Source organism: uncultured Aquimarina sp. (assembly GCF_947492405.1).
In the GTDB taxonomy this organism is placed as follows: domain Bacteria; phylum Bacteroidota; class Bacteroidia; order Flavobacteriales; family Flavobacteriaceae; genus Aquimarina.
In genome coordinates, this window is record NZ_CANLMP010000008.1 from 33,179 (window position 1) to 54,012 (window position 20,834).

Consider the following 20,834-nt stretch of genomic DNA (forward strand, 5'->3'; position numbering starts at 1 on the left):
GCGTTTTACTTGTGTTATAACACACAAAATATCTCAATTGAGTTTTACTTAATCTTTAATTAAAAAATTAAAATGAAAAATCTTAGAATACTAAGCCTACTTATGCTAGGGCTTATGCTAACATTTACTTCTTGTGAAGAAAATGATGAAACTGATCCTACTACAGAATGCCCTGAATTATCTTTTGAAAGAGATGGTGGGAAATTAATTGCAAATTTTGAAGAAATAAATAGTTTGGATGTTTACGAATGGTTTGTAAACGATGAACTCGTAGAAACTGAAAGCTTAGAAAATCAACGCGATAATATATTAGATATTTCAGAATATAATCCTGGAACTTACACTATTTGTATAAAAGCAGAAACTCCTGATTGCCCTGCTGGTGTAGAATTTTGTAAAGAGATAACTGTGGGAGAAGATATGGAAGGTTGCCCAGAATTAAAATTCACTAGGGATGGAGATTATCTATTTGCTGATTTTGAAGGTATCGATACATTAGAGTTTTATGCTTGGCGAGTTTCTGGAGAGACACTGGGTAATGAAACTATCATAGAAAATGAAGGAATCAATAATCAAGGAGATAATAAGTTTTCTCTTACTAATTTAGAACAAGGTACATATAGTATTTGTCTAATCTCAGAAAGTCCAACTTGTACGAGTACTGAGTATTGCGAAGAGATTACTATCGATGGTGATGGGCAAGATTCTTGTCCTGATCTTTCAATTAGTTCAGAAGGAAGTATTGTTGTCGCTACAATTAGTGGTACTAATGATATTGATTTGTTTAAATGGTATGTAAACAATCAACTGTTAGCTGCTGAAGATTTACAGGTTCAAGGCGGTACTGTAACTTTAGATTTGAGCGACTATAACCCAGGTTCTTATGAAGTTTGTGTAAAATTTAATTCTAATGATTGTTCTCAAGGAATCGAAGCTTGCGTATCGGCGCAGGTAACAGATGATAATAATGGGGGAGATGATTGTCCAGATTTATCATTTATCGAAGAAGGGACATTAATGTTTGCTAATTTTTCTGGAATTGATCAATTAGATGTATATGAATGGTTTGTTGATGGTACTTTAGTAGAAACAGAAAGTTTACAGAGTCAGGATAGAGATAATAAGCTTGATTTATCTTCATACAATCCAGGTACTTATACTGTTTGTATCAAGGCCGAAACTAACGAATGTCCTAATGGAACTGAATTTTGCAGAGACATAGTGATTCCAGAACCAGAACCAGTAGATTGTTCAGTATTTAAACTAGAATATATAGCGACTAATGGAGCAGAATTTGTAAATGCTAATGGCGTTATTTTATTTGGATTAGAAAATAATTCTGTAGTTTGGGAAATTGATGGGAATCAAATCAATCCTACAACATCAACAGGTCATTTTATTATCTTAAAAAATCATCTTAATCAAGCAGGGAAGTATGAGATTTGTTATAAGGCTGAAACAACTGAGTGCGGAGCACTACAAGAATGTATTGAAGTTGATTATCAAGGTTTGTAATATGGACGAGAAAGGTTCTTGGTAACTCATAATTCGTAATTTTAAATGATGAGGTTGTATTGATATACAACCTCATTTTTTTTATTCTAAAAATGATTTTTATTTTTTTTTAAGGAAGGGGGTAGGGTATTCTTTTTTAGCTGCGTTTCATAATTGTAGGGCCGATAAAAAAGACTCTAAACAATTAATTATTGACAACCCCTAAAAATTATAACGATGAAAAAACTTAGTATTTGGTATGTAATGATCTTTACACTGTTATTAGGATTTACTTCTTGTGAAGAGATTGAAGAATTAGAAAATTGTCCAGATGTTACGATCAATGTAGATAATGTTTCTGGTAGTGCAGTTTATCGATTCGCTGCTCAATTTGATGGTATCGAGGACGTGAGACTTACTTGGTCTATTGATGGTGAAGAAATAGATACAGGTAATTTAAATGATATAGCAAATCAGATTTTCGAATACCAATTCGAAGAAGGAACATACACAGTTTGTGTAAAAGTAGCAAGTGATACGTGTCCTATAGAAGTATGTAAAGAGATTGAAGTAGATATTGACGAAACAGACCCTTGTCCAGACTTGTTCTTTGAAGCTAGACAATATGAAAGGCCAAATAAATATAAGTTTATTGCAGATTTTCCGGGAATTGAAGAAACTCGTTATGAGTGGTTTATTAACGGAGAGTTAGTAGAAAGTGATAATCAGAATGATGATAACTACTTATTTTGGGAATTTAATGAACCTGGTAGTTATGAAGTATGTATCAAAACAGAAACTCCTGATTGTCCTAATGGAACTTCATATTGTAAAGTAATTGAAGTAGAAGAAATAGCAGAAAGATGCCCTGAAATTTCTTTTGAAAAAGAAATGGAACCAGGAACCACAGGAACGTATACATTCGAAGCTCAGATTGAAGAAATCGATGTAGCAACCGAAATACAATGGTATATAAATGGAGAACTTATAGAAAATTCAACAGATCAACAAGGTGGAGTAAGAGTCTTAACGTATCAATTCGAACCAGGTGAATACGAAGTTTGTTTAAAGGTATTCACAGAAGATTGCCCTGATGGAGTTATCTATTGTAAAGAGATCAGAGTTGGAGAAGATGCGTGTCCAGATTTATTTTTCATTGCAGAACAAGACGGTGATAATCCAGCATATTACTTTCAGGTAGAGTTTGAAGGTGCTGATCAATTCGAGTGGTTAGGGTGGTTTATTAATGGAGAGTTAGTAGAAGATTCTAATAACGGAGACAATAATAGATTCTATTACCAATTCGAACCAGGAAGATATGAAGTGTGTTTAATGACAGAAACGCCTGAGTGTCCAGAAGGAACATCTTTTTGTAAAATTATTGAAATCGAAGGAAATACTAATGTTTGTCCAGAGCTATTCTTTGAAGCAGAACAAGATGGTGATAATCCAGCATACTATTTTTATCCAAATGCTTTTGATGGTATTGATAACGTAACCTTATCTTGGTCAGTTAATGGAGATCATGTTGGAACTAGTTCAGGACATAATGATCCTTTTTACTTTCAGTTTAATCCGGGTAGATACGAAGTGTGTCTTTCTGTAGAAACGCCTGATTGCCCAGAAGGAGTGACATTCTGTAAAGTTATAGAAATAGATGAACCAGGAAACGATTGCCCTAATCTATTCTTCAATATTTTGCAAGAGGGAGATACTCCTGGATATAATTTCTATGCAGAATTTGAGGGGATGAGCGATGTTAGTTACGAATGGACAATCAATGGAGATGTTGTGAACTCAGAAATTATTGGTAGTAACGATAGAGATGATTATTTATACTATCAATTCGGAGCTGGTACATATGAAATCTGCATCATTGCAGAAACACCGAATTGTCCTAATGGAACTATATTTTGTAAAACATTAGTGATCGAATAGTACAGTTAGTTAGGTTAGATTAATTAGGTTGATTCCCTGGGAGCATTGCCATTCTTCCAGGGAATTTTGTTTATACGCATAAGATGTGTTAGATTGTAATGCGAAATAAATTGAAAAAAAATATTTTACATTAGGGTAGGGTAGAATGGTTTTTGGACGTTTTACTTATATAAAGACAAGTTATTTTGAAGAATTTCAATACATATATACAATTTTTGATACTATTCTTTTTGATATTCCTTAGCAGTTGTGTCAATGATGATTCTTTTTTTCCTGAAGAAGATAAAGATGATGTAATTTCTAGTGCTGCTATAGTAACTGTTCTTAATAATTTTAATTCCGACACCACTTTTCCTTCAGAAAGTCAACAGTGCTTTAGATTTGTATATCCTATTACTTTAGGATATAATACAGATTCAACCATTAGGATTGATAGTTACGATGGGTTGGTAGATGTGATTTCCAGTCAGGGAGCTAACTTTAATGTTACTGGATTACAGTTTCCGATTCAGATTGTTTTTGGAAATACAGATATCGAAGTTCCTATTACTAATGAAACTGACTTATTAAATATTTTAAGAGAATGTCAATTCGATACTGTAAGAGATGAATTTGATCGTTTTTTTAATAGCTGTTTTAAGTTTGATTACCCAGTAATATTATTGAATGCTGATGGGGATGAAATAAATATAACTTCAGATGAAGAATTTGCGATTTTTTATCAGAATCAAGGTGCAGCATATCAACCAGATTTCAAGTTTCCTGTAAATTTATTAGTATCTCCAAATTTTGAGAGTACGTCAATAGATACTTATTTTGGTTTTTTCAGAATTATGGAATCCTGTGAACGTCGTTGTCCTGAACTGAATTTTACTTTTGAGCTCGAAGATCGCTTTAACCTAGGATATCGATTTATAGCGGATTTTCCTGATTTAGAGATTTTAGGTTCTTATGATTGGTTCGTAAATGGGGAGTTGGTTGAGAGTGACGGTCCCAATAATCAGGGTGATAATGTATTACTTCGTGATTTTGTAACACCAGGAACTTATGAAGTTTGTATCAAAGCAGAAACTGAAACTTGTCCTGAAGGTGTAGAATTTTGTAAAACTATAGAGGTAACAACTCTATGTCCAGAATTGTTTTTCGAATTTGAGCAAGAGCCAGGAACGTTAGGATACTCTTTTGTTTCTAATTTTGAAGGGATAAATGAGTTAACCTATGAATGGTTTATTGATAACCAGCTTATAGAAGAAGATGGTGGTGCTAACGGAGATAATACATTATTCTCTGAATTATCCCCAGGAGTTCATAATGTTTGCATAAAATCAACAACACCTTCTTGTCCGGATGGAACAGAATTTTGTAGAGAAATTGTTGTTGAGCCTATCTGCCCGGATTTGTTTTTTACAATTGAGCAAGAAGGAAATACTTCTGGTTATAATTTCTTTGCAGAGTTTCAGGATATAGGAACTACAACTTATGAATGGACTATTAATGGAGATATTATAGAACAAGATGGTGGTCCTGGTGGAGACAATACGTTGTTTTTTCAATTTGATCCTGGAACCTATGAAATCTGTATTACTGCAGAAACTTCTACGTGCCCAGAAGGTACTCAATTCTGTCAGGAACTCATTGTTCAATAAAAAAGACACTTTTTGCAGTATTAAGACTGTAAAATGATACCACTAAAATTTATAATCTGATAGCATCTTTCTATCCAAATTTCGAAAAACATAATTCTTCTTTTAGGTATGTTAAACCTAATTTAATTGAGGTTTTATTTATTTAGTTTTGTAAGAAAATAAAGGGGAAGAATATGAGATATCACACTAGAAAGATCGTAAAACCTGGCGATCTAAACCCGAATGAGACATTGTTTGGAGGTAGATTGTTAGAATGGATTGATGAGGAAGCTGCACTCTATGCAGTTATTCAGTTAGAAAGTAAAAGAGTAGTGACTAAGTTTATGTCAGAAATAAACTTTGTGAGTTCTGCTGTACAGGGAGATATTATAGAAATTGGAATGGAAGTGGTAAAATTTGGGAGGTCTTCTTTAATCTTAAAATGTGAAGTAAGAAATAAACTGACGCGTAAAACTATAATTCAGGTAGAGAATATTACTATGGTTAATTTAAATGAAAAAGGAAAACCTTCTGCTCATGGAAAAACCAAGGTGGAGTTTGTAAAAGATAGACTAGCGCAAAACTAATTTCTTAATAAGTTCTCTGCCGAGTCCCTCATTAAGATTGGTGATGATTTTTTCTTTTCCATAACTCAGTTCTTCTCTAAGAACTGAAGAAGTAAGTTCTATGTATAAGGTTTCACGATCCAGTTTTATGTTTCTGGTATATTTATGAATAGCAGGGCCCATAATTTGTTCCCAAACATCACGTACCTCTACCTTATCCAGGCCTTTCTGAAGTTTGTTTTCGCTAACAAATTCTTTAAGGACGTTGTTTATGCTTTGAAGATCATTTTGTCGCCTTGCCATTTATAATTCAATCTTTGTGTATGGTTTGTAAAAGTAAAGATTTCCTGCTTCATTCATTATAATCATCTGCTTTTCTTTTGCAGAAATTAATGTTTCCTTCCAGGTTGATAATGGAGTTTTGTAATGCATTCTTAAACTATCATTTTCTATTACTAATGTAAATGTTTCACTATCTCTGGTCGTGATAAAATTACCATTTAATTGTGGTTGTACTTTTTTACGAATTCCTTTCATATTATTTACTTCAAAGAAGTCAATGCTTTGATTAAAATTGTATTGCTTTTCAATACCTTCAGAAGTAATTACCTTTTCAATTTCCCAATATCCATCAATATGTTTGATAAATGATTCTGGATTTGGTTTTGAACATGAAACTAGCAGCAATATTATAGCGTATATGATATATTTTGACATAAATTATTTTTTAATTAAACCCCAAGCTTAATGATTTTATATGATTGAGATATTTTTTTCACCACATTCTCTGTACGATCTGCGTGAGTATCACTAATAAAAAGTTGACCAAAATTTTGATCATCTACAAGCTGAATGATGTGTTCTACACGTTTTTCATCAAGCTTGTCAAAAATATCGTCTAATAGTAGTAATGGATTTACCCTACTCTGTTTTTTAATAAAGTCAAACTGAGCAAGCTTTAACGCTATCAAGAATGATTTCTGTTGTCCTTGACTACCGAATTTTTTTATAGGATGTCCATCAATCTCAAAAGATAAATCATCTTTATGCACTCCTACACTCGTGTATTGTAACATTCGATCTTTTGCTAAGTTTTGTTCCAAAAGTGCTAATAAATTATTTTCCGATAATTTACTTTGATATTTAAGCGTAACCGATTCTTTACCAGAACTAATAGCTTCGTAACGACTAATGAAAATAGGAATGAATGTTTCGAGGAATGTAGTTCTTTTTTCATGAATGATACTACCAAGTTCAGTCATTTGTTGATTGTAAATTTCCAGAGTAGTAGGATCAAATGTGTTGTTAGCAGCAAAATATTTTAAAAGAGAATTACGCTGAGAAACAACTTTAGCATACTTTAATAAAGTAGAAAGATATGCAGTATCACTCTGAGAAATTACACCATCTATAAATTTACGACGTGTGTCACTCCCATCCGTAATAAGATCTCTATCTGCTGGAGAAATAATAACCAGCGGAAGAAAACCTATATGTTCGCTAAAAGTGTCATAGGCCTTTCCATTTCGCTTTATTACTTTTTTCTGCCCTCTTTTTGCACTAACAATTACTTTTTCTTCTCGATCTGATTTTTCGTATAATCCCTCAACTACAAAAAAATCAGTGTCATGTTTTATGTTTTGACCAGTAATTGGGTTGAAATAGCTTTTCCCAAAAGATAAATGATAAATAGCATCAAGGATATTAGTTTTTCCCACTCCATTGTGTCCAACAAGGCAATTAATCTTATCATCAAATTCGAAATTAACGGATTCAAAATTTTTATAATTGATTAAAGAAAGTGATTTTAGAATCATAAATTACTGATCATCAGTGAGTAGTGTCTTTTTTGGAATTCTCAAATAAGAAGTGCAAAATATTGAAAAATAACAAATATTTTCGCTTTTAATTATGAATAAAAATTTTATTTTTGCCGTTCATTAAATATAATTTATGGCAACTTATAAGAAACGAGGATACAAACCAAAAAATAAAGCAGAAGAGGTAGAGCAATTAGAAGATAATTCTACAACTGCTGAGGTATTTAATACTTTAGATGAAGGTGCTTCCCGAACTGAAGAATGGGTTGCTGCTAATCAAAAATATATATTTATCATTGTTGGTGCTATAGCTGTTATAGTTTTAGGATATCTTGGATACCAAAAATATATTCAGGAGCCAAAAGAATTAGAAGCGTCTAATGAGATGTTTAAAGCACAGCAATATTTTGATGATGCAGTAAATGGTAATACAACTGTTAGTGATTCTTTATATACATTAGCTCTTAATGGAGGAGAAGGTAAATACGGGTTTTTAGAAATCATAGAAAATTATAGTGGTACAAAGGCAGCTAACTTAGCTAATTATTATGTTGGTTTTTCATACCTAAATATGAACAAGTATCAAGAAGCTATTGACTATCTTGATAAGTTTAAGAGTGATGACGAAATGCTAGGTCCTTTAGCATTAGGAGGAATTGGTGATGCTTTTGCTCAGTTAGATCAGATGGGCGAAGCACTATCTTATTATGAAAGAGCAGCAAAAGCAAAGAATAATGAATTTACAACTCCTAAGTTTTTATTGAAGTCAGCAATCACTGCTATATCTTTAGGGAAACCGGAAGTGGCTGTTACTTATTTAGAAAGAATAAAAGAGGAGTTCTCTAAAAGTGTAGAAGCTAATCAAGCTGATGTGCATTTAGGAAGAGCTCAAGGAATGCTTAAATAGTTCAAATAATAAATTCAGAATTCTGAATTCTGAATTCTGAATTTTAAATATGGCTACAGAAAATAAAAATTTATCACAATATGATAAAGCTACAATCCCAAACTCGAAGAATTTTCGGTTTGGGATTGTTGTTTCAGAATGGAACGACACCATAACCGAGGGCCTTTTTCAAGGAGCCTTTGATGCGTTGATTGACTGTGGAGCTATCAAGGAGAATATTGTAAGATGGAATGTTCCCGGAAGTTTTGAGTTAATCTATGGTTGTAAAAAAATGCAAGAATCCTATGATATGCTAGATGCAGTAATTGCTATTGGTAGTGTTATTCAGGGAGAGACAAAGCATTTTGATTTTGTATGCGATGGGGTTACTCAAGGAATTAAAGATTTAAATATCCAGAGTGATATTCCTGTTATCTTCTGTGTTCTTACCGATAATAATATGCAGCAATCGATAGATCGATCAGGTGGTAAACACGGTAATAAAGGTACTGAGGCTGCTATCGCTGCTATAAAAATGGCACAGTTGCGCAAAGACGCTAAGTTCTAAAAAGCGATATTATACACTTTCTATACCGCCTTCACTTTTCAGGAATCAGAAAAATGGCATTATCCTTGCTGTTAATATTTTCAATGTTATTGTAATGCTAAAAGCTTTAGATTACTATGCATTTTAAGTATATTTGGATAATATAAAAAGAAAGGAGCATCACGTGAAATTAAGTATCCCTAAAAGAAAAACAAATAGAAGATATAACTATACTCCAAGGTATTATGAAGGAAAGAGTAAAGGAAATATCTACGATTTTGAAAATAGAATTACTAAATATCGCGAAACTAGAAATGCAATTGACTTCGGTTCTCAATGGAGTGAAGATCGCAAAGCTAGTAGAAATAGAGGCAACCGAGAAATAAATAGAAGAGTTATCTATGTTGCTTTTATCCTAATCTTTATCTTTTTATATTTAATTGATTTTGATTTATCCATATTTACTGCCCGACAATAAATGTCAGATATCATCCAACTATTACCGGATCACGTAGCCAATCAAATAGCTGCCGGAGAGGTAGTGCAGAGACCAGCTTCTGTAGTTAAAGAACTATTAGAAAATGCGATTGATGCCAGAGCTACTCATATAAAATTAATTGTTAAAGAAGCTGGAAAAACACTTATCCAAGTGATTGATGATGGTTTAGGTATGAGTGTCACAGATGCACGACTCAGTTTTGAAAGACACGCAACGTCTAAAATAAAAACAGCAGAAGATCTTTTTCAACTCAATACTAAGGGGTTTAGAGGAGAAGCTTTAGCATCCATTGCTGCGATTGCTCATGTGGAGCTAAAGACTAAACAAGAAGATGATGAGGTTGGAACAGAGATTAAAATAGAAGGTAGTGAAGTTGTTTCTCAAGAAGTCTGTGTTACTCCAAAAGGAACTTCTATTAGTGTTAAGAATTTATTTTATAACATTCCTGCACGTCGCAATTTTTTAAAATCAAATGCAGTAGAGCTACGCCACATTATTGATGAATTTCATCGAGTAGCAATGGTACACGCCGATATTAAATTTGACATGTTTCATAATGGTAGCGAGGTTTTTAGCTTACCAATTTCAAATTATCGACAACGAATAGTACATATTTTTGGAGGAAAAACCAACGAAAAACTGGTTCCAGTTGATGAAGAAACGGATTTGGTAAGTATTACAGGATTTGTCTGCAAACCTGAGTATGCAAAACGAACACGAGGAGAGCAATTTTTCTTTGTAAATAATAGATTCATAAAAAGCGCGTATCTAAATCACGGAGTAAATTCGGCATTCGAAGGATTACTGAAGGAAAAGACACATCCTAGTTATTTTATTTATCTAACCGTAGATCCAACATCAATTGATATTAATATTCATCCGACAAAGACTGAAATTAAATTTGATGATGAACATGCGTTATATGCCATGTTACGATCTACTATAAAACATAGTTTAGGGCAATTTAATGTAGCACCAGTATTGGATTTTAATAGAGATTCATCTATGGATACTCCGTATGAGTATAAAAGCAAAATGGTAAAAACCCCAACCATAGAAGTTGATCGAAGTTTTAATCCGTTCAAAGAAGAAAAAAAGGAAGATTCATCTTTTTCTTCTACCAAAAGCTATTCGAATTTTAAGAAAGAATCTGCTGGTAGTTGGGAAAATTTGTATGCAGGTCTAGATACTTCAGATATACCTTCTAAACCAATAGAAAATGATTTTTCTTCAATAGAGTTTGAGAGTGCGGAAGTAACAGGTTCTTTATTTAACGGAGATAAGGAAGGGGCATTAGAGCATAATACAACCTATCAGTTAAGACGAAAATATATTGTAACTACCATTAAAAGTGGGATGGTAATCATTAATCAACACAGAGCACATCAGAGGATATTATATGAAGAGGTCTTGCGTAATATTACAATGGCAAGTGCTGTAAGTCAACAGTTGTTGTTTCCATTAAAGTTGTCGTTTTCTAAACAAGAAGTTCAATCATTAAAAGAAGTTCGAGAACAGTTAGAGAATACAGGCTTTGTTTTTGAAGATATTTCGGGCGAAGAGGTTACTATTTCAGGAATTCCAACAGTGATTACTGAGAGCGAAGTTTCTATGCTTTTGGAAAAATTAATTAGTGATATAGAACAAGAAGTGCCAGATAGTGGTTTTTCTTTAACAGACCTACTGGCAAGATCCATTTCGGGTAGTATTGCCGTGAGAACTGGGGTGGATTTGGCAAAAGAACAACAACAACATATAGTTAATAGTCTTTTTGCTTGCACGGAACCAACAATAACGCCAGATAATAAGCCAACTTTCATCACGTTAACAGTAGATGATATAGATAAAAAATTTTAAGAGTAGATGGGGAGAATTACAGATACGGTAAAGACTTTATTAATAATTAATGTAATCTTTTTTATAGGATCACTCTCGTTGGGAGATGTGTCATTTAGATTATTTGCTTTATGGTTTCCATATAATGATAATTTTTACTTTTGGCAGGTTATAACATATATGTTTATGCATAGTCATCAAAGCATAAATCATATACTTTTTAATATGTTTTTGTTGTTCATGTTTGGAAGTCAAGTCGAAAATATAGTCGGAAGGAAAAAAATATTGTTTTTGTATTTTTCTGCTGGCTTTGGAGCTTTAGCATTACAGTTGTTATTTTATTATATACAATTTTTTCCAGGTTATCAAGGATTTATTGAAGCAGGTTTTAGTAAAATTGAGATTTTGGAATTCCTAAAAAATGGAGAGTATAGTACAGCTGTTTTTCAATATACTAGTCAAGAAACTATTGATGATATGTATAGAGCATATTTTAGTCATATGGTAGGAGCATCAGGAGCTGTTTCGGGAGTTATTGCCGCATTTGGAATGTTGTATTGGAATCAACCTTTACGTTTATTGTTTATTCCTTTTCCGGTTAAAGCAAAATATTTGATGGCACTATATTTCATACCGGACGTCATAGGAGGATTGACTAGTCTAAGTTTTTATGGAATGAGCAATATAGCCCATTGGGCACATATAGGTGGAGCGGTTATAGGATTTATTACTATGTGGTATTGGAAAAAGAATTCGTTTAATCAAAATCGTTGGAACTAATGTCGCAGATAGACGATTTAAAACTAAAGTTTAAGAGATTTACTATTATTGAAAAATTGATAGTAATCAATGTTGTTGTATTTGTATCTTTTTACCTGTTAAATACGTTTGCATTCTTATTTAATGCTTCTAGTGGTTTTTTGATGGATTGGTTTGTTTTTCCAAAAGATTTTAATAGCTTTTTGACACAGCCATGGTCCATTATAACCTATGCTTTTTTACATAGTGGCTTTTGGCATATTGCATCCAATATGATTATTCTTTATTTTTCAGGAAGATATTTTATAACATATCTTACTGGGAAAAGAGTATTAACTGTTTATTTTTTGGGAGCAATTTTTGGTGCATTACTTTATATGTTATCTTATAATTTGTTTCCTGCTTTTTCAGAAGTAGGAGATTCAGTATTGTTAGGTGCTTCTGCTTCAGTAATGGCTATACTAATAGGGACTGCGACCTATATCCCTTATATGACTGTTCGATTAATGTTTATTGGAAGTATAAAATTCTGGTGGATTGCAGCCTTTTTTGTCATATTAGATATTGTCCAAATTCCAGCGGGAAATGCTGGTGGACATATTGCTCATCTAGGTGGAGCATTATTTGGTTATTTGTATGCGAGTCAACTCAAAAAAGGGAATGATATAGGAAGTTGGTTTGAGAAACTTATGGATGCTACGGTAAGTCTTTTTACTCCTAGAAAGAAAAGTCCTTTAAAAACAGTTCATAAAGCTAAGAAGCCTAAAAACACTACTAAAAAGGCAACTTCCTCAACGGCTAAAAACCCCAATCAAGCTCAGATAGACGCAATACTTGATAAAATTAGTAAAAGCGGTTACGATAGCTTAACCAAACAAGAAAAAGATTTTTTGTTTAAAGCGGGTAAAGATTAGTCATGAGAAAACTGATTAATAAGATTATATTTTTTGTCAATTCAGTAGTGGCTTTTGCTTTATTGATATCTTATCTATTACCATACGTTTCTCCGCAAATATTTCCATTGTTGTCTGTTTTAAGTCTTGCAGTACCAATTTTGATAGTTATTAACGCATTGTTTTTTATTTATTGGGCGATACTCTTAAAGCGCAAGATGTTATTGTCATTAATCATATTAATCTTAGGAATTTCTCATGTATCTTCTTTATATAAGTTAAGAGGGAAATCCTCTGATGATATAGAAAATACACTTTCTTTATTTAGTTTTAATGTGCATAGTTTTAATCGCTTTGATTGGATTGATTCTGAAAAAATACCTCAGGATATTTCTAAACTCGTAAGAGATCAGAATCCAGATATTTTTTGTGCACAAGAGTATTATAACAATTCAGATACTGACTTTAGTCAATACCATAATAAGTACGAATACTTTAATCATGATAATGGGGAGCTTGCTCTAGTGATTTTTTCTAAATATCCGTTTATAGATAAAGGTTCTTTAAATTTCGAAAAAACAGCTAATAATGTTATCTACGCCGATATTGCGACGCCTTCTGATACTATTAGAGTATATAATATTCATTTGCAGTCTCATAGGATTAGCCCTAAAACCGATGATTTGGCAAAAGCAGATTCTCAGAAGTTGTTCAAAAGAATACAGGTTTCCTTCAAAAAGCAACAAAGCCAGGCAGAACAGCTTATCGAACATATGAAATTATCACCATACCGAAACATTGTAATGGGTGATTTTAATAATACCGCGTATTCTTATGTATACGATAAGATAAAATCAGAAAATCTTAAGGATACTTTTAAAGAAGCAGGTAAAGGCTTTGGGAAAACCTTTAATTTTGAGCTGTTTCCTGCGAGAATTGATTTTATTTTAGTACCAGAGGACGCTGAAGTGGTAAGTTTTAAAAGTTTTGACGTAGAACTTTCAGATCATTATCCGATCTTTTCAAGGATTAAGTTTTAATTTTAGCCTCTAAAGTAAATAAGATGTAATAAATAGTAATATGAGCAACGATTTGATAGATGATCTTTTGGAAGCACTTTCTTTTTCACCGGAAAATATACCTCTTAGACTGAGAATTGCAAAATCTTATTTTGATAGAAGCGATTTTACAAAATCAGAAGAGCAATATGTGGAAATTTTGAAGTTAGATGGAACTTTAAAAGGTGCAAAATTTGGACTTTCTAAATGTTATTTTAAACTCCAAAAGATATCTCCTGCAGAGATTATTTTAGAGGAACTAATGCAGATTGATCCTTTTAATGTAGAATATCTTGAGCTCTTATGTTATTGCCAATTAGAGGAGGATAATTTTTTAGAGGCAAAAGAAACGTATCAGCAGATTTTAAATATTGATAAATCTTATAAAAATACCGATTTCGATGGTAAGTTAAGGATGCAAACAATCCAGATTAAAAACGATACCTATGTAGATGAAGATGCGGTGAAATTTCTAAAAAAACCTACTGTCAATTTTTCGGATGTTGGAGGTATGAGTGAGGTGAAAGAGCAGATTTCATTAAAAATAATTAAACCTCTTGAACATAAAGAATTATATAAGGCTTATGGTAAAAAGATTGGAGGAGGTATTCTGTTATATGGTCCACCAGGTTGCGGAAAAACGCATTTAGCGAGAGCTACTGCAGGAGAAATAGACGCTAATTTCATCAGTATTGGTATTAATGACATATTGGATATGTGGGTAGGTAGTAGTGAGCAAAACCTTCATGAAGTTTTTGAAACTGCCAGAAGTAATAAACCCTGCGTTATTTTTATAGATGAGATTGATGCTTTAGGGGCTAACAGAAGTGACATGAACAAGTCTGCTGGTAGAAATGTAATTAATCAATTCTTAGCAGAATTAGATGGTATAGATAGTGATAATGATGGTATTTTGGTATTAGGGGCTACCAATACACCTTGGCATTTAGATCCTGCATTTAGAAGACCAGGAAGGTTTGATAGGATTATCTTTGTGGCGCCACCAGATAATGCTGCAAAAACAGCCATTTATGAAATTATGCTAAAGGATAAGCCTATAGAAAACATTGATTATAAAGCCTTGTCAAAAGCAGCTAAAGAGTTTTCAGGTGCTGATATTCAGTCATCCATAGATGTTGCTGTAGAACAGAAATTAATGCAGTCATTTAATGATGGAATACCAAAGCCAATTAATACTAAAGATGTGCTAAAGGCTATAAAAAGTATAAAACCGAGTACTAAAGAATGGTTTAATACTTCTAAGAATTATGCTTTATACGCTAATGATTCAGGTTTATATGACGAAATATTATCGTACTTGAAAATTAAGAAATAATGGAAAATGTATTTTTTGAAAGGGGCTTTCAACTTTTTCAAATAGGTAAGTTCGATAAGGCATTACGTTCGTTACAAGAAGGTTTACAATCTGATCCAGAGAGTTATTTTGCCAAAAGTTTAATAGTACGCTGTTATTTGGAATTAGATGATTTTGAAAAAGGGAATAAGATGAATAACCTTTTGATATCTCAGTATCCTAATGAAGATGAATTATTTTATAATAAATCGGTTATAGCACGGCATAATGAGAATAGACAAAAAGCTTTAGAAGCTATTAATGAAGCAATATCATTGGATGCTTATAATCCAGATTATTTTGGTTATAAGGGGCTTATGTTGTTAGAGTCTAAAGATTTTAATGAAAGCCTAGCTTGTGCTAATGAAGGGTTGGAGCTTAATCCAAATAATATACTTTGTCTTAATGTGCGTGCCCAAACTTTGACTAAGTTAAACAGGAAACAGGAGGCTCAAGAGACAATAGGAAATACTCTTCATCAAGATCCTGAAGGTAGTTTTTCTCACGCTAATGTTGGTTGGGTTCAATTAGAACAAGGAAATCATGAGAAAGCGATGCATCATTTTAAAGAATCTCTTAAGAATGATCCTACTTCCAGATATGCACAGGATGGAATGCTTGAATCGATTAAATCAAAGAATTTTGTTTACAGACTTTTTTTAAAATATGCTTTTTGGGTATCTAAAATGAAAGAAGGTAAACAATGGTTTTTTATTATTGGACTATATCTTGCTTATCGTTTTATTGTTGTCTTATTAAGTAAAACGGATTACCCTTATTTAGCTTATTTTGTCATAGTACCTTATCTTTTGTTTGCTTTAGGCGGATGGATCATTGGACCATTATCCAATGCTATATTACTTTTTAATTCATATGGGAAATATTTGTTAGAGCAAAAAGATAAGATATCAGGGATTTTGTTTTCCTCTTTATCTAGCTTGTCGATATGTAGTTTTTTATTGTTTTATATATTAGATAAAGGATCTTGGTTTTTAATAGGGATTTCTGCCGTTTGTTCAATAATTCCTTTGTCTACATCGGCTTTAATTGACAAGAGATCTTCTAAGTATATTAGTTATGTTATTGGTATAGTTATTTTATTAGCGGGGTTTTTAGGACCTCTATTTACAGATAGTATTACAACTCCAATGATGGTTTCTATTTTTGGTTTGGTTGGATATAGTTGGGTAGGTAATGCGTTAAAAGATTAATTAGTTGTTATTCTGAGGGTTCGAATTTACCTGTAATATAATATACTTAATTATTTTAATAATTATTGTTTTTAAAAGTTTTGATATAGAACTTTCTGATCATTATCCTATATCCTCAAGGATTAAACTATGATTTTAAAGAAGGTATTACTAAGAACACTTAAAGTGTTATTTATTTTCTAAACGAGTAGCTTTGTTTTTGATGCTTTTCTCCCAATCATCTGCAAAAACTGCATGACCATTTTTTGTCATTAGGTTCATTTTTTCTATTACAGCTTCTTGTATTTGTTTTGGAAAGCTATAGAGCTTCTTGTTAATTTTAGTAATTCTTCCATCAGGAATTTCACTGTTCTGATGTTTAATGGTTACTCTACTTTTTTTATAATAAGCTATAATTTTTACTTTATTATCTTCATACAAGCTATGTGTAGAGGTACCATAGACGATTATAGGATCTACTTCGCCATCTCCATCAAGATCTGATAATTGTGAGTATTGATTCCAGAAGCCTATTGAAGTTTCCCATTCTGGGTCCATTTCACCTTTGATTGTTGATCTTTTCTTAAATTGATTTTTTTCCACTCTTAAATTTAATCCATATATATTATCATATAAGGTGTCTTTTTCTTCGTTTATTACATTTTTATGATCAGTTAATAATAAATAATATTCACCAGATTTGTCTTTGTAATTATATACCTGGTATAATGGATTAGAAATGCCCAATTGAATTTGCCTTCTATTAGGGAAAACTGCATTCATCTCTTTTTTAGAAAGCTTTCTCACTAATGTTGTATCCATTGGTATGGTAGCGTGTTTCTGTATGGGTAACACTTCAGTGTTTTCTATTTGAGTTTTAGAATCTTCTTTTGATTCTTTAGTTTGTTTTCCACAAGAGAAAAAGGTTATTAAAACGATAAAAAGTAGAAATCTATTCATAGGTAAACAGGGTTAAAAAAGAAATATGTACAACTAGTTTTGTACTAAATGTAAAGAATATTTTCTAAATAAGCGTATTTAGATCATCCAACAGTCTAATTGATCTGTAATAATATGCCAAAGTAAAGCTATACCCACAACTCTTGTTTTTTTAGGAAATAATAGAATAGTGTATAGTACTATAGCAGATATACTGTGTAAAACGTGAAAACCAATACTGCATCGATTTGGATCAAAAATAGGATCTGCCAATAAGTGATCGATATCAATCAACATTGCTCCAAGAAAAATGAGATATACTTTTTTCCATTGTTTAGGAAAGAAAAGTAAAGCAATAGCTAAAGGTATTAAAAAATGAAATCCATAATGTATAATCGGTCTAAACATCAAAAAATCGATTGATTCTCTAAGTAGGTAAGTGTGTTTGTTCCTTCATTAAACAGTAAGTCTAAAATAGAAAGATTGGGAATAAAATTGTACTTATCAGAAAATACTTGAATATATGTTTCCAGTTTGCGTGTTTGTTCTTTTTTAGAGTTTACTAAGGTTCTCATATCTTTCAGACCATCAGGATCTTTTTGGTAATCTTTTGTTTTAGTATAGGAAGTATTTAACTGTAAACAATCAAAAATAACCTCCATACATTCGTAATTGAAATCCAATAAAAAGTCTTTTCTTTTTTCGAAAAGATGAACCAACTCATCTTCGTAATACTCAAAAAACGGAGAGGTTCTATAAGCAGATTGGATAGATTTCCAATGGATAGATTGCCATGGAAATTCATTTTCTACACGTACGTTCTTATATAATTGTTTAGTTCCATTACCTACATGTTTTATAGGTATGGTTAATAAGAGTTTACCGTTAGCTCCATAGATATAGGTTCTATTGCGATAGGTTTGCTTTTGGTAATTATCATGGTGTTCAAAAGCAATGCTGTCTGATTGAGCTATAGCGATATATTGCTCAATAGATCCAAAATACATAGGATGGAGTAGGGTAGCTTTCAATAGTTAGAATTGTTTTTTATAGCTTGAAAAATAAATCTTAAGCTGACTTCTTTCTCTTACGATATTTACTAAAAACTATGTAACCAATCAGTGCGACCAAGAAGTAATAGAAATAAGATACAGGTTTTCCATTACCACCAACGGTAGTAAATAGCCGTTCCCAGCGTATTTTGTTAAAAAGCCCTTTAGCATTGGTGTCCCAACTCATCCATATAAAAACAGGTTTCCCTACAATATGATTTGCAGGTACATATCCCCAAGCACGACTATCTTCACTATTATGTCGATTATCACCCATCATCCAATAATAATCCTGCTTAAAAGTGTAAGTGTCAATAGGGTTTCCATTTAATAATACCTGATTTTTATTTACAGATAACTTATTGTCAATACCCATTTCTGATCCTTCATAGACTTCTATAATTCTTCGATATAAAGAAAAGCTTTCTAAATCCATTTTTACCGTTTTTCCAGCTTCAGGAATATAGATAGCACCAAAATTATCATAATTCCAGTTTACCTTTCCGTTATTAGGAAAAACTCCATAAGCTTTTTGTCCTTTAGGAGTAATATCTCTACTTATTGAGGCAACGTTTGGATGATTTTTAAATTTATTTGCAGATTCCTTAGTAATGCCTTTAATGAAAAATCGTTCTTCATTATATCCAAATTCCTGAGGATTTTTAGCTTTTATTTTGTAGCGGTCATACAATGCTTGAGGGTTAAAACGACCTCCTTTAGTAGTTCCGCTATATGAAAATTGTAATTGTGCTCTATCTGGTAATTCCGTTTGTTTTCCATTGATATGTACATATCCATTCACAATCGATAAGAAATCACCGGGGACACCTACGCAACGCTTTACATAATTAGATTTTTTATCAATAGGTTTGTATACGTTAATACCAGAGGGATCCCTAAAAAAACGAACTGTATCCACTGGCCAACTAAATACGACAATATCATTACGTTTGATTTTTTGAAAACCTGGTAGTCTGAAATATGGGTATTGTATATCGCTATTGTATGATTTAGTCCTTACTAATGGAATAGTGTCATGTACCATAGGAAAAGAAACCGATGTCATAGGTGTTCTGGCACCATAATGAAATTTACTTACAAACAAGAAGTCCCCGACCAATAATGTTCTTTCTAAAGATCCAGTAGGTATTGTATAAGGTTGCATAAAGTACGTATGTACTAGGGTAGCTGCAACTACTGCAAAAAGAATAGAACTTATCCATTCTCCAGTAGCGGTTTTAGGTTTTAGATCTCTACTTTCTATATAATTTACATCCAACATGTAATTTACATAGTAAATATATAATCCCAATGTAACGATTACCAAAATAGTATCTGTGGTTGTGTTTTTTCCGAAGCTTCTAATAGTTTCTACCCATACTACAGGAAGCATAATTACATTAATAACCGGAATAAATAAGAGAATCACCCACCACCAAGGGCGATTGATTATTTTCATTAATACTACTGCATTGTAAACAGGTATTGCCGCTTCCCACGCTTTTCTTCCTGCTTTAACGTATAATTTCCAAGTTCCTAAGAAATGTACTACTTGTACTGCCAGGAAAAAAATAAACCATTCTGATAGTGTCATTCTTTGTATGTTTTTAGTATAAGTGTGTCTAACTATAAAAGTGTTACACTTTTTAATTGTTTCGTTATAAGCCTAAAACGTCTTTCATTCCGAAAATCCCGGTTTTGCTGGATAACCATTCTGCAGCTACAACAGCACCGAGTGCGAATCCCTTACGATTATGTGCAGTATGTTTAATTTCTATATCATCTACTGCAGATGTATAAGTAACCGTGTGTGTACCGGGCACGTTTTCAATTCTTTTTGCAATAATCGGAATTGTATTATCGTTTCCTTTGTCTAATTGCCAAGCATCTTTATCCGTATTTTCTATTACACCTTCTGCTAATGTAATTGCTGTTCCGCTGGGAGCATCTAATTTCTGCGTATGATGAATCTCTTCCATATGAATATCATATCCATCTATCGGATTCATCATTTTAGCTAATTTTTTGTTTAACTCAAAAAACAAATTCACTCCTAAGCTGTAATTTGATGCATAAATAAAACCACCTTTTTTTTCCTTACAAAGAGATATGATATGATCATAATGATCCAACCAGCCTGTGGTTCCTGAAACAATAGGTACCCCAGCATTAAAGCAGTTCGTAATATTATTTACTGCTGCAGAAGGAATACTAAAATCTATAGCTACATCAGCTACAGATACATCATAATCTTTATCGTCCTTGTCTACTGTTAATACAATACTGTGGCCTCTTTCTGTAGCGATTTTTTCTATGGTTTTACCCATTCTGCCATATCCTAGTAGCGCAATCTTCATATTTTTGGTGTGGTGGTTATA

General features: G+C 32.4%; 21 protein-coding genes. 13 read left to right on the forward strand and 8 right to left on the reverse strand.

Annotation, left to right across the window (positions count from 1 at the left end; translation table 11 throughout):
* Window positions 1-72: 72 nt before the first annotated feature.
* The 4 genes from Q0829_RS23405 to Q0829_RS23420 all read left to right on the forward strand — a co-directional run bounded on the left by Q0829_RS23405 (window position 73) and on the right by Q0829_RS23420 (window position 5,644).
* Entirely contained in the window at window positions 73-1,515 is a 1,443-nt protein-coding gene (locus Q0829_RS23405) for a hypothetical protein (protein WP_298547536.1), read from the forward strand.
* Between the two features lie 216 nt (window positions 1,516-1,731).
* Entirely contained in the window at window positions 1,732-3,432 is a 1,701-nt protein-coding gene (locus Q0829_RS23410) for a hypothetical protein (RefSeq protein WP_298547537.1), read from the forward strand.
* 185 nt (window positions 3,433-3,617) lie between these two features.
* The gene (locus tag Q0829_RS23415; RefSeq protein WP_298547539.1) at window positions 3,618-5,078 is read left to right on the forward strand and encodes a hypothetical protein; all 1,461 of its coding nucleotides are present in this window, start codon (window positions 3,618-3,620) and stop codon (window positions 5,076-5,078) included.
* Between the two features lie 173 nt (window positions 5,079-5,251).
* Entirely contained in the window at window positions 5,252-5,644 is a 393-nt protein-coding gene (locus Q0829_RS23420) for a hotdog domain-containing protein (RefSeq protein WP_298547541.1), read from the forward strand.
* Here the strand turns inward: Q0829_RS23420 and Q0829_RS23425 are convergent.
* Genes Q0829_RS23425 through Q0829_RS23435 form a run of 3 tightly spaced genes read right to left on the reverse strand, consistent with a single transcriptional unit; the run spans window position 5,630 to window position 7,440 of the window.
* Window positions 5,630-5,926 carry a DUF721 domain-containing protein gene (locus Q0829_RS23425; protein ID WP_298547543.1) on the reverse strand — a complete coding sequence of 99 codons (297 nt, stop codon included), beginning with the start codon at window positions 5,924-5,926 and terminating at the stop codon, window positions 5,630-5,632. The two genes, Q0829_RS23420 and Q0829_RS23425, sit on opposite strands and share 15 nt — an antisense overlap.
* Entirely contained in the window at window positions 5,927-6,340 is a 414-nt protein-coding gene (locus Q0829_RS23430) for a lipocalin family protein (protein ID WP_298547546.1), read from the reverse strand.
* Window positions 6,341-6,354: 14 nt separating this feature from the next.
* Window positions 6,355-7,440, reverse strand: a complete 1,086-nt coding sequence (locus Q0829_RS23435; protein WP_298547549.1) for a DNA replication/repair protein RecF — start codon at window positions 7,438-7,440, stop codon at window positions 6,355-6,357.
* A 136-nt stretch (window positions 7,441-7,576) separates the two neighbouring features.
* Here Q0829_RS23435 and Q0829_RS23440 point away from each other — a divergent pair, with 136 nt between their 5' ends.
* The 9 genes from Q0829_RS23440 to Q0829_RS23480 all read left to right on the forward strand — a co-directional run bounded on the left by Q0829_RS23440 (window position 7,577) and on the right by Q0829_RS23480 (window position 16,486).
* On the forward strand, window positions 7,577-8,350 hold the full coding sequence (locus Q0829_RS23440; protein WP_298547550.1) for a tetratricopeptide repeat protein: 774 nt from the start codon (window positions 7,577-7,579) through the stop codon (window positions 8,348-8,350).
* A 49-nt stretch (window positions 8,351-8,399) separates the two neighbouring features.
* Window positions 8,400-8,897, forward strand: coding sequence for a 6,7-dimethyl-8-ribityllumazine synthase (gene ribH, locus Q0829_RS23445; RefSeq protein WP_298547553.1), 498 nt, complete (start codon window positions 8,400-8,402; stop codon window positions 8,895-8,897).
* A gap of 163 nt (window positions 8,898-9,060) precedes the next feature.
* Window positions 9,061-9,354, forward strand: coding sequence for a hypothetical protein (locus Q0829_RS23450; protein WP_298547555.1), 294 nt, complete (start codon window positions 9,061-9,063; stop codon window positions 9,352-9,354).
* Window positions 9,355-11,232 carry a DNA mismatch repair endonuclease MutL gene (gene mutL, locus Q0829_RS23455; protein ID WP_298547558.1) on the forward strand — a complete coding sequence of 626 codons (1,878 nt, stop codon included), beginning with the start codon at window positions 9,355-9,357 and terminating at the stop codon, window positions 11,230-11,232.
* A 6-nt stretch (window positions 11,233-11,238) separates the two neighbouring features.
* Window positions 11,239-11,991, forward strand: a complete 753-nt coding sequence (locus Q0829_RS23460) for a rhomboid family intramembrane serine protease (protein ID WP_298547562.1) — start codon at window positions 11,239-11,241, stop codon at window positions 11,989-11,991.
* A complete protein-coding gene (locus Q0829_RS23465; RefSeq protein ID WP_298547564.1) occupies window positions 11,991-12,884 on the forward strand; it encodes a rhomboid family intramembrane serine protease in 894 nt (297 codons plus the stop codon). The genes Q0829_RS23460 and Q0829_RS23465 overlap by 1 nt, the downstream gene beginning before the upstream one ends.
* Window positions 12,885-12,886: 2 nt before the next feature.
* Window positions 12,887-13,903 carry an endonuclease/exonuclease/phosphatase family protein gene (locus tag Q0829_RS23470; RefSeq protein WP_298547566.1) on the forward strand — a complete coding sequence of 339 codons (1,017 nt, stop codon included), beginning with the start codon at window positions 12,887-12,889 and terminating at the stop codon, window positions 13,901-13,903.
* A 40-nt stretch (window positions 13,904-13,943) separates the two neighbouring features.
* A complete protein-coding gene (locus tag Q0829_RS23475; RefSeq protein WP_298547568.1) occupies window positions 13,944-15,257 on the forward strand; it encodes an AAA family ATPase in 1,314 nt (437 codons plus the stop codon).
* Window positions 15,257-16,486, forward strand: coding sequence for a tetratricopeptide repeat protein (locus Q0829_RS23480; protein WP_298547570.1), 1,230 nt, complete (start codon window positions 15,257-15,259; stop codon window positions 16,484-16,486). The genes Q0829_RS23475 and Q0829_RS23480 overlap by 1 nt, the downstream gene beginning before the upstream one ends.
* Window positions 16,487-16,654: 168 nt before the next feature.
* Here Q0829_RS23480 and Q0829_RS23485 read toward each other — a convergent pair whose 3' ends face one another.
* The 5 genes from Q0829_RS23485 to dapB all read right to left on the reverse strand — a co-directional run bounded on the left by Q0829_RS23485 (window position 16,655) and on the right by dapB (window position 20,813).
* Window positions 16,655-17,425: a M949_RS01915 family surface polysaccharide biosynthesis protein gene (locus Q0829_RS23485; protein ID WP_298547572.1), complete on the reverse strand. Its 771-nt coding sequence runs from the start codon at window positions 17,423-17,425 to the stop codon at window positions 16,655-16,657.
* A 78-nt stretch (window positions 17,426-17,503) separates the two neighbouring features.
* The gene (locus tag Q0829_RS23490) at window positions 17,504-17,812 is read right to left on the reverse strand and encodes a DUF6122 family protein (protein ID WP_298547574.1); all 309 of its coding nucleotides are present in this window, start codon (window positions 17,810-17,812) and stop codon (window positions 17,504-17,506) included.
* Complete coding sequence (locus tag Q0829_RS23495) at window positions 17,812-18,435, reverse strand: WbqC family protein (protein WP_298547577.1); 624 nt, start codon at window positions 18,433-18,435, stop codon at window positions 17,812-17,814. Before Q0829_RS23495 ends, Q0829_RS23490 begins: the two co-directional genes overlap by 1 nt.
* 37 nt (window positions 18,436-18,472) lie before the next feature.
* Window positions 18,473-20,050: a signal peptidase I gene (lepB, locus tag Q0829_RS23500; RefSeq protein WP_298547580.1), complete on the reverse strand. Its 1,578-nt coding sequence runs from the start codon at window positions 20,048-20,050 to the stop codon at window positions 18,473-18,475.
* Window positions 20,051-20,114: 64 nt separating this feature from the next.
* Window positions 20,115-20,813: a 4-hydroxy-tetrahydrodipicolinate reductase gene (dapB, locus tag Q0829_RS23505; protein WP_298547582.1), complete on the reverse strand. Its 699-nt coding sequence runs from the start codon at window positions 20,811-20,813 to the stop codon at window positions 20,115-20,117.
* Window positions 20,814-20,834: the final 21 nt, after the last annotated feature.

Bases quoted from the DNA above. Each gene is read 5' to 3' on its own strand.
- Q0829_RS23405 (WP_298547536.1), top strand. From the start codon at position 73: ATGAAAAATCTTAGAATACTAAGCCTACTTATGCTAGGGCTTATGCTA.
- Q0829_RS23410 (WP_298547537.1), top strand. From the start codon at position 1,732: ATGAAAAAACTTAGTATTTGGTATGTAATGATCTTTACACTGTTATTA.
- Q0829_RS23420 (WP_298547541.1), top strand. From the start codon at position 5,252: ATGAGATATCACACTAGAAAGATCGTAAAACCTGGCGATCTAAACCCG.
- Q0829_RS23425 (WP_298547543.1), bottom strand. From the start codon at position 5,926: ATGGCAAGGCGACAAAATGATCTTCAAAGCATAAACAACGTCCTTAAA.
- Q0829_RS23430 (WP_298547546.1), bottom strand. From the start codon at position 6,340: ATGTCAAAATATATCATATACGCTATAATATTGCTGCTAGTTTCATGT.
- Q0829_RS23435 (WP_298547549.1), bottom strand. From the start codon at position 7,440: ATGATTCTAAAATCACTTTCTTTAATCAATTATAAAAATTTTGAATCC.
- Q0829_RS23440 (WP_298547550.1), top strand. From the start codon at position 7,577: ATGGCAACTTATAAGAAACGAGGATACAAACCAAAAAATAAAGCAGAA.
- ribH (WP_298547553.1), top strand. From the start codon at position 8,400: ATGGCTACAGAAAATAAAAATTTATCACAATATGATAAAGCTACAATC.
- mutL (WP_298547558.1), top strand. From the start codon at position 9,355: ATGTCAGATATCATCCAACTATTACCGGATCACGTAGCCAATCAAATA.
- Q0829_RS23460 (WP_298547562.1), top strand. From the start codon at position 11,239: ATGGGGAGAATTACAGATACGGTAAAGACTTTATTAATAATTAATGTA.
- Q0829_RS23465 (WP_298547564.1), top strand. From the start codon at position 11,991: ATGTCGCAGATAGACGATTTAAAACTAAAGTTTAAGAGATTTACTATT.
- Q0829_RS23470 (WP_298547566.1), top strand. From the start codon at position 12,887: ATGAGAAAACTGATTAATAAGATTATATTTTTTGTCAATTCAGTAGTG.
- Q0829_RS23475 (WP_298547568.1), top strand. From the start codon at position 13,944: ATGAGCAACGATTTGATAGATGATCTTTTGGAAGCACTTTCTTTTTCA.
- Q0829_RS23480 (WP_298547570.1), top strand. From the start codon at position 15,257: ATGGAAAATGTATTTTTTGAAAGGGGCTTTCAACTTTTTCAAATAGGT.
- Q0829_RS23485 (WP_298547572.1), bottom strand. From the start codon at position 17,425: ATGAATAGATTTCTACTTTTTATCGTTTTAATAACCTTTTTCTCTTGT.
- Q0829_RS23490 (WP_298547574.1), bottom strand. From the start codon at position 17,812: ATGTTTAGACCGATTATACATTATGGATTTCATTTTTTAATACCTTTA.
- lepB (WP_298547580.1), bottom strand. From the start codon at position 20,050: ATGACACTATCAGAATGGTTTATTTTTTTCCTGGCAGTACAAGTAGTA.
- dapB (WP_298547582.1), bottom strand. From the start codon at position 20,813: ATGAAGATTGCGCTACTAGGATATGGCAGAATGGGTAAAACCATAGAA.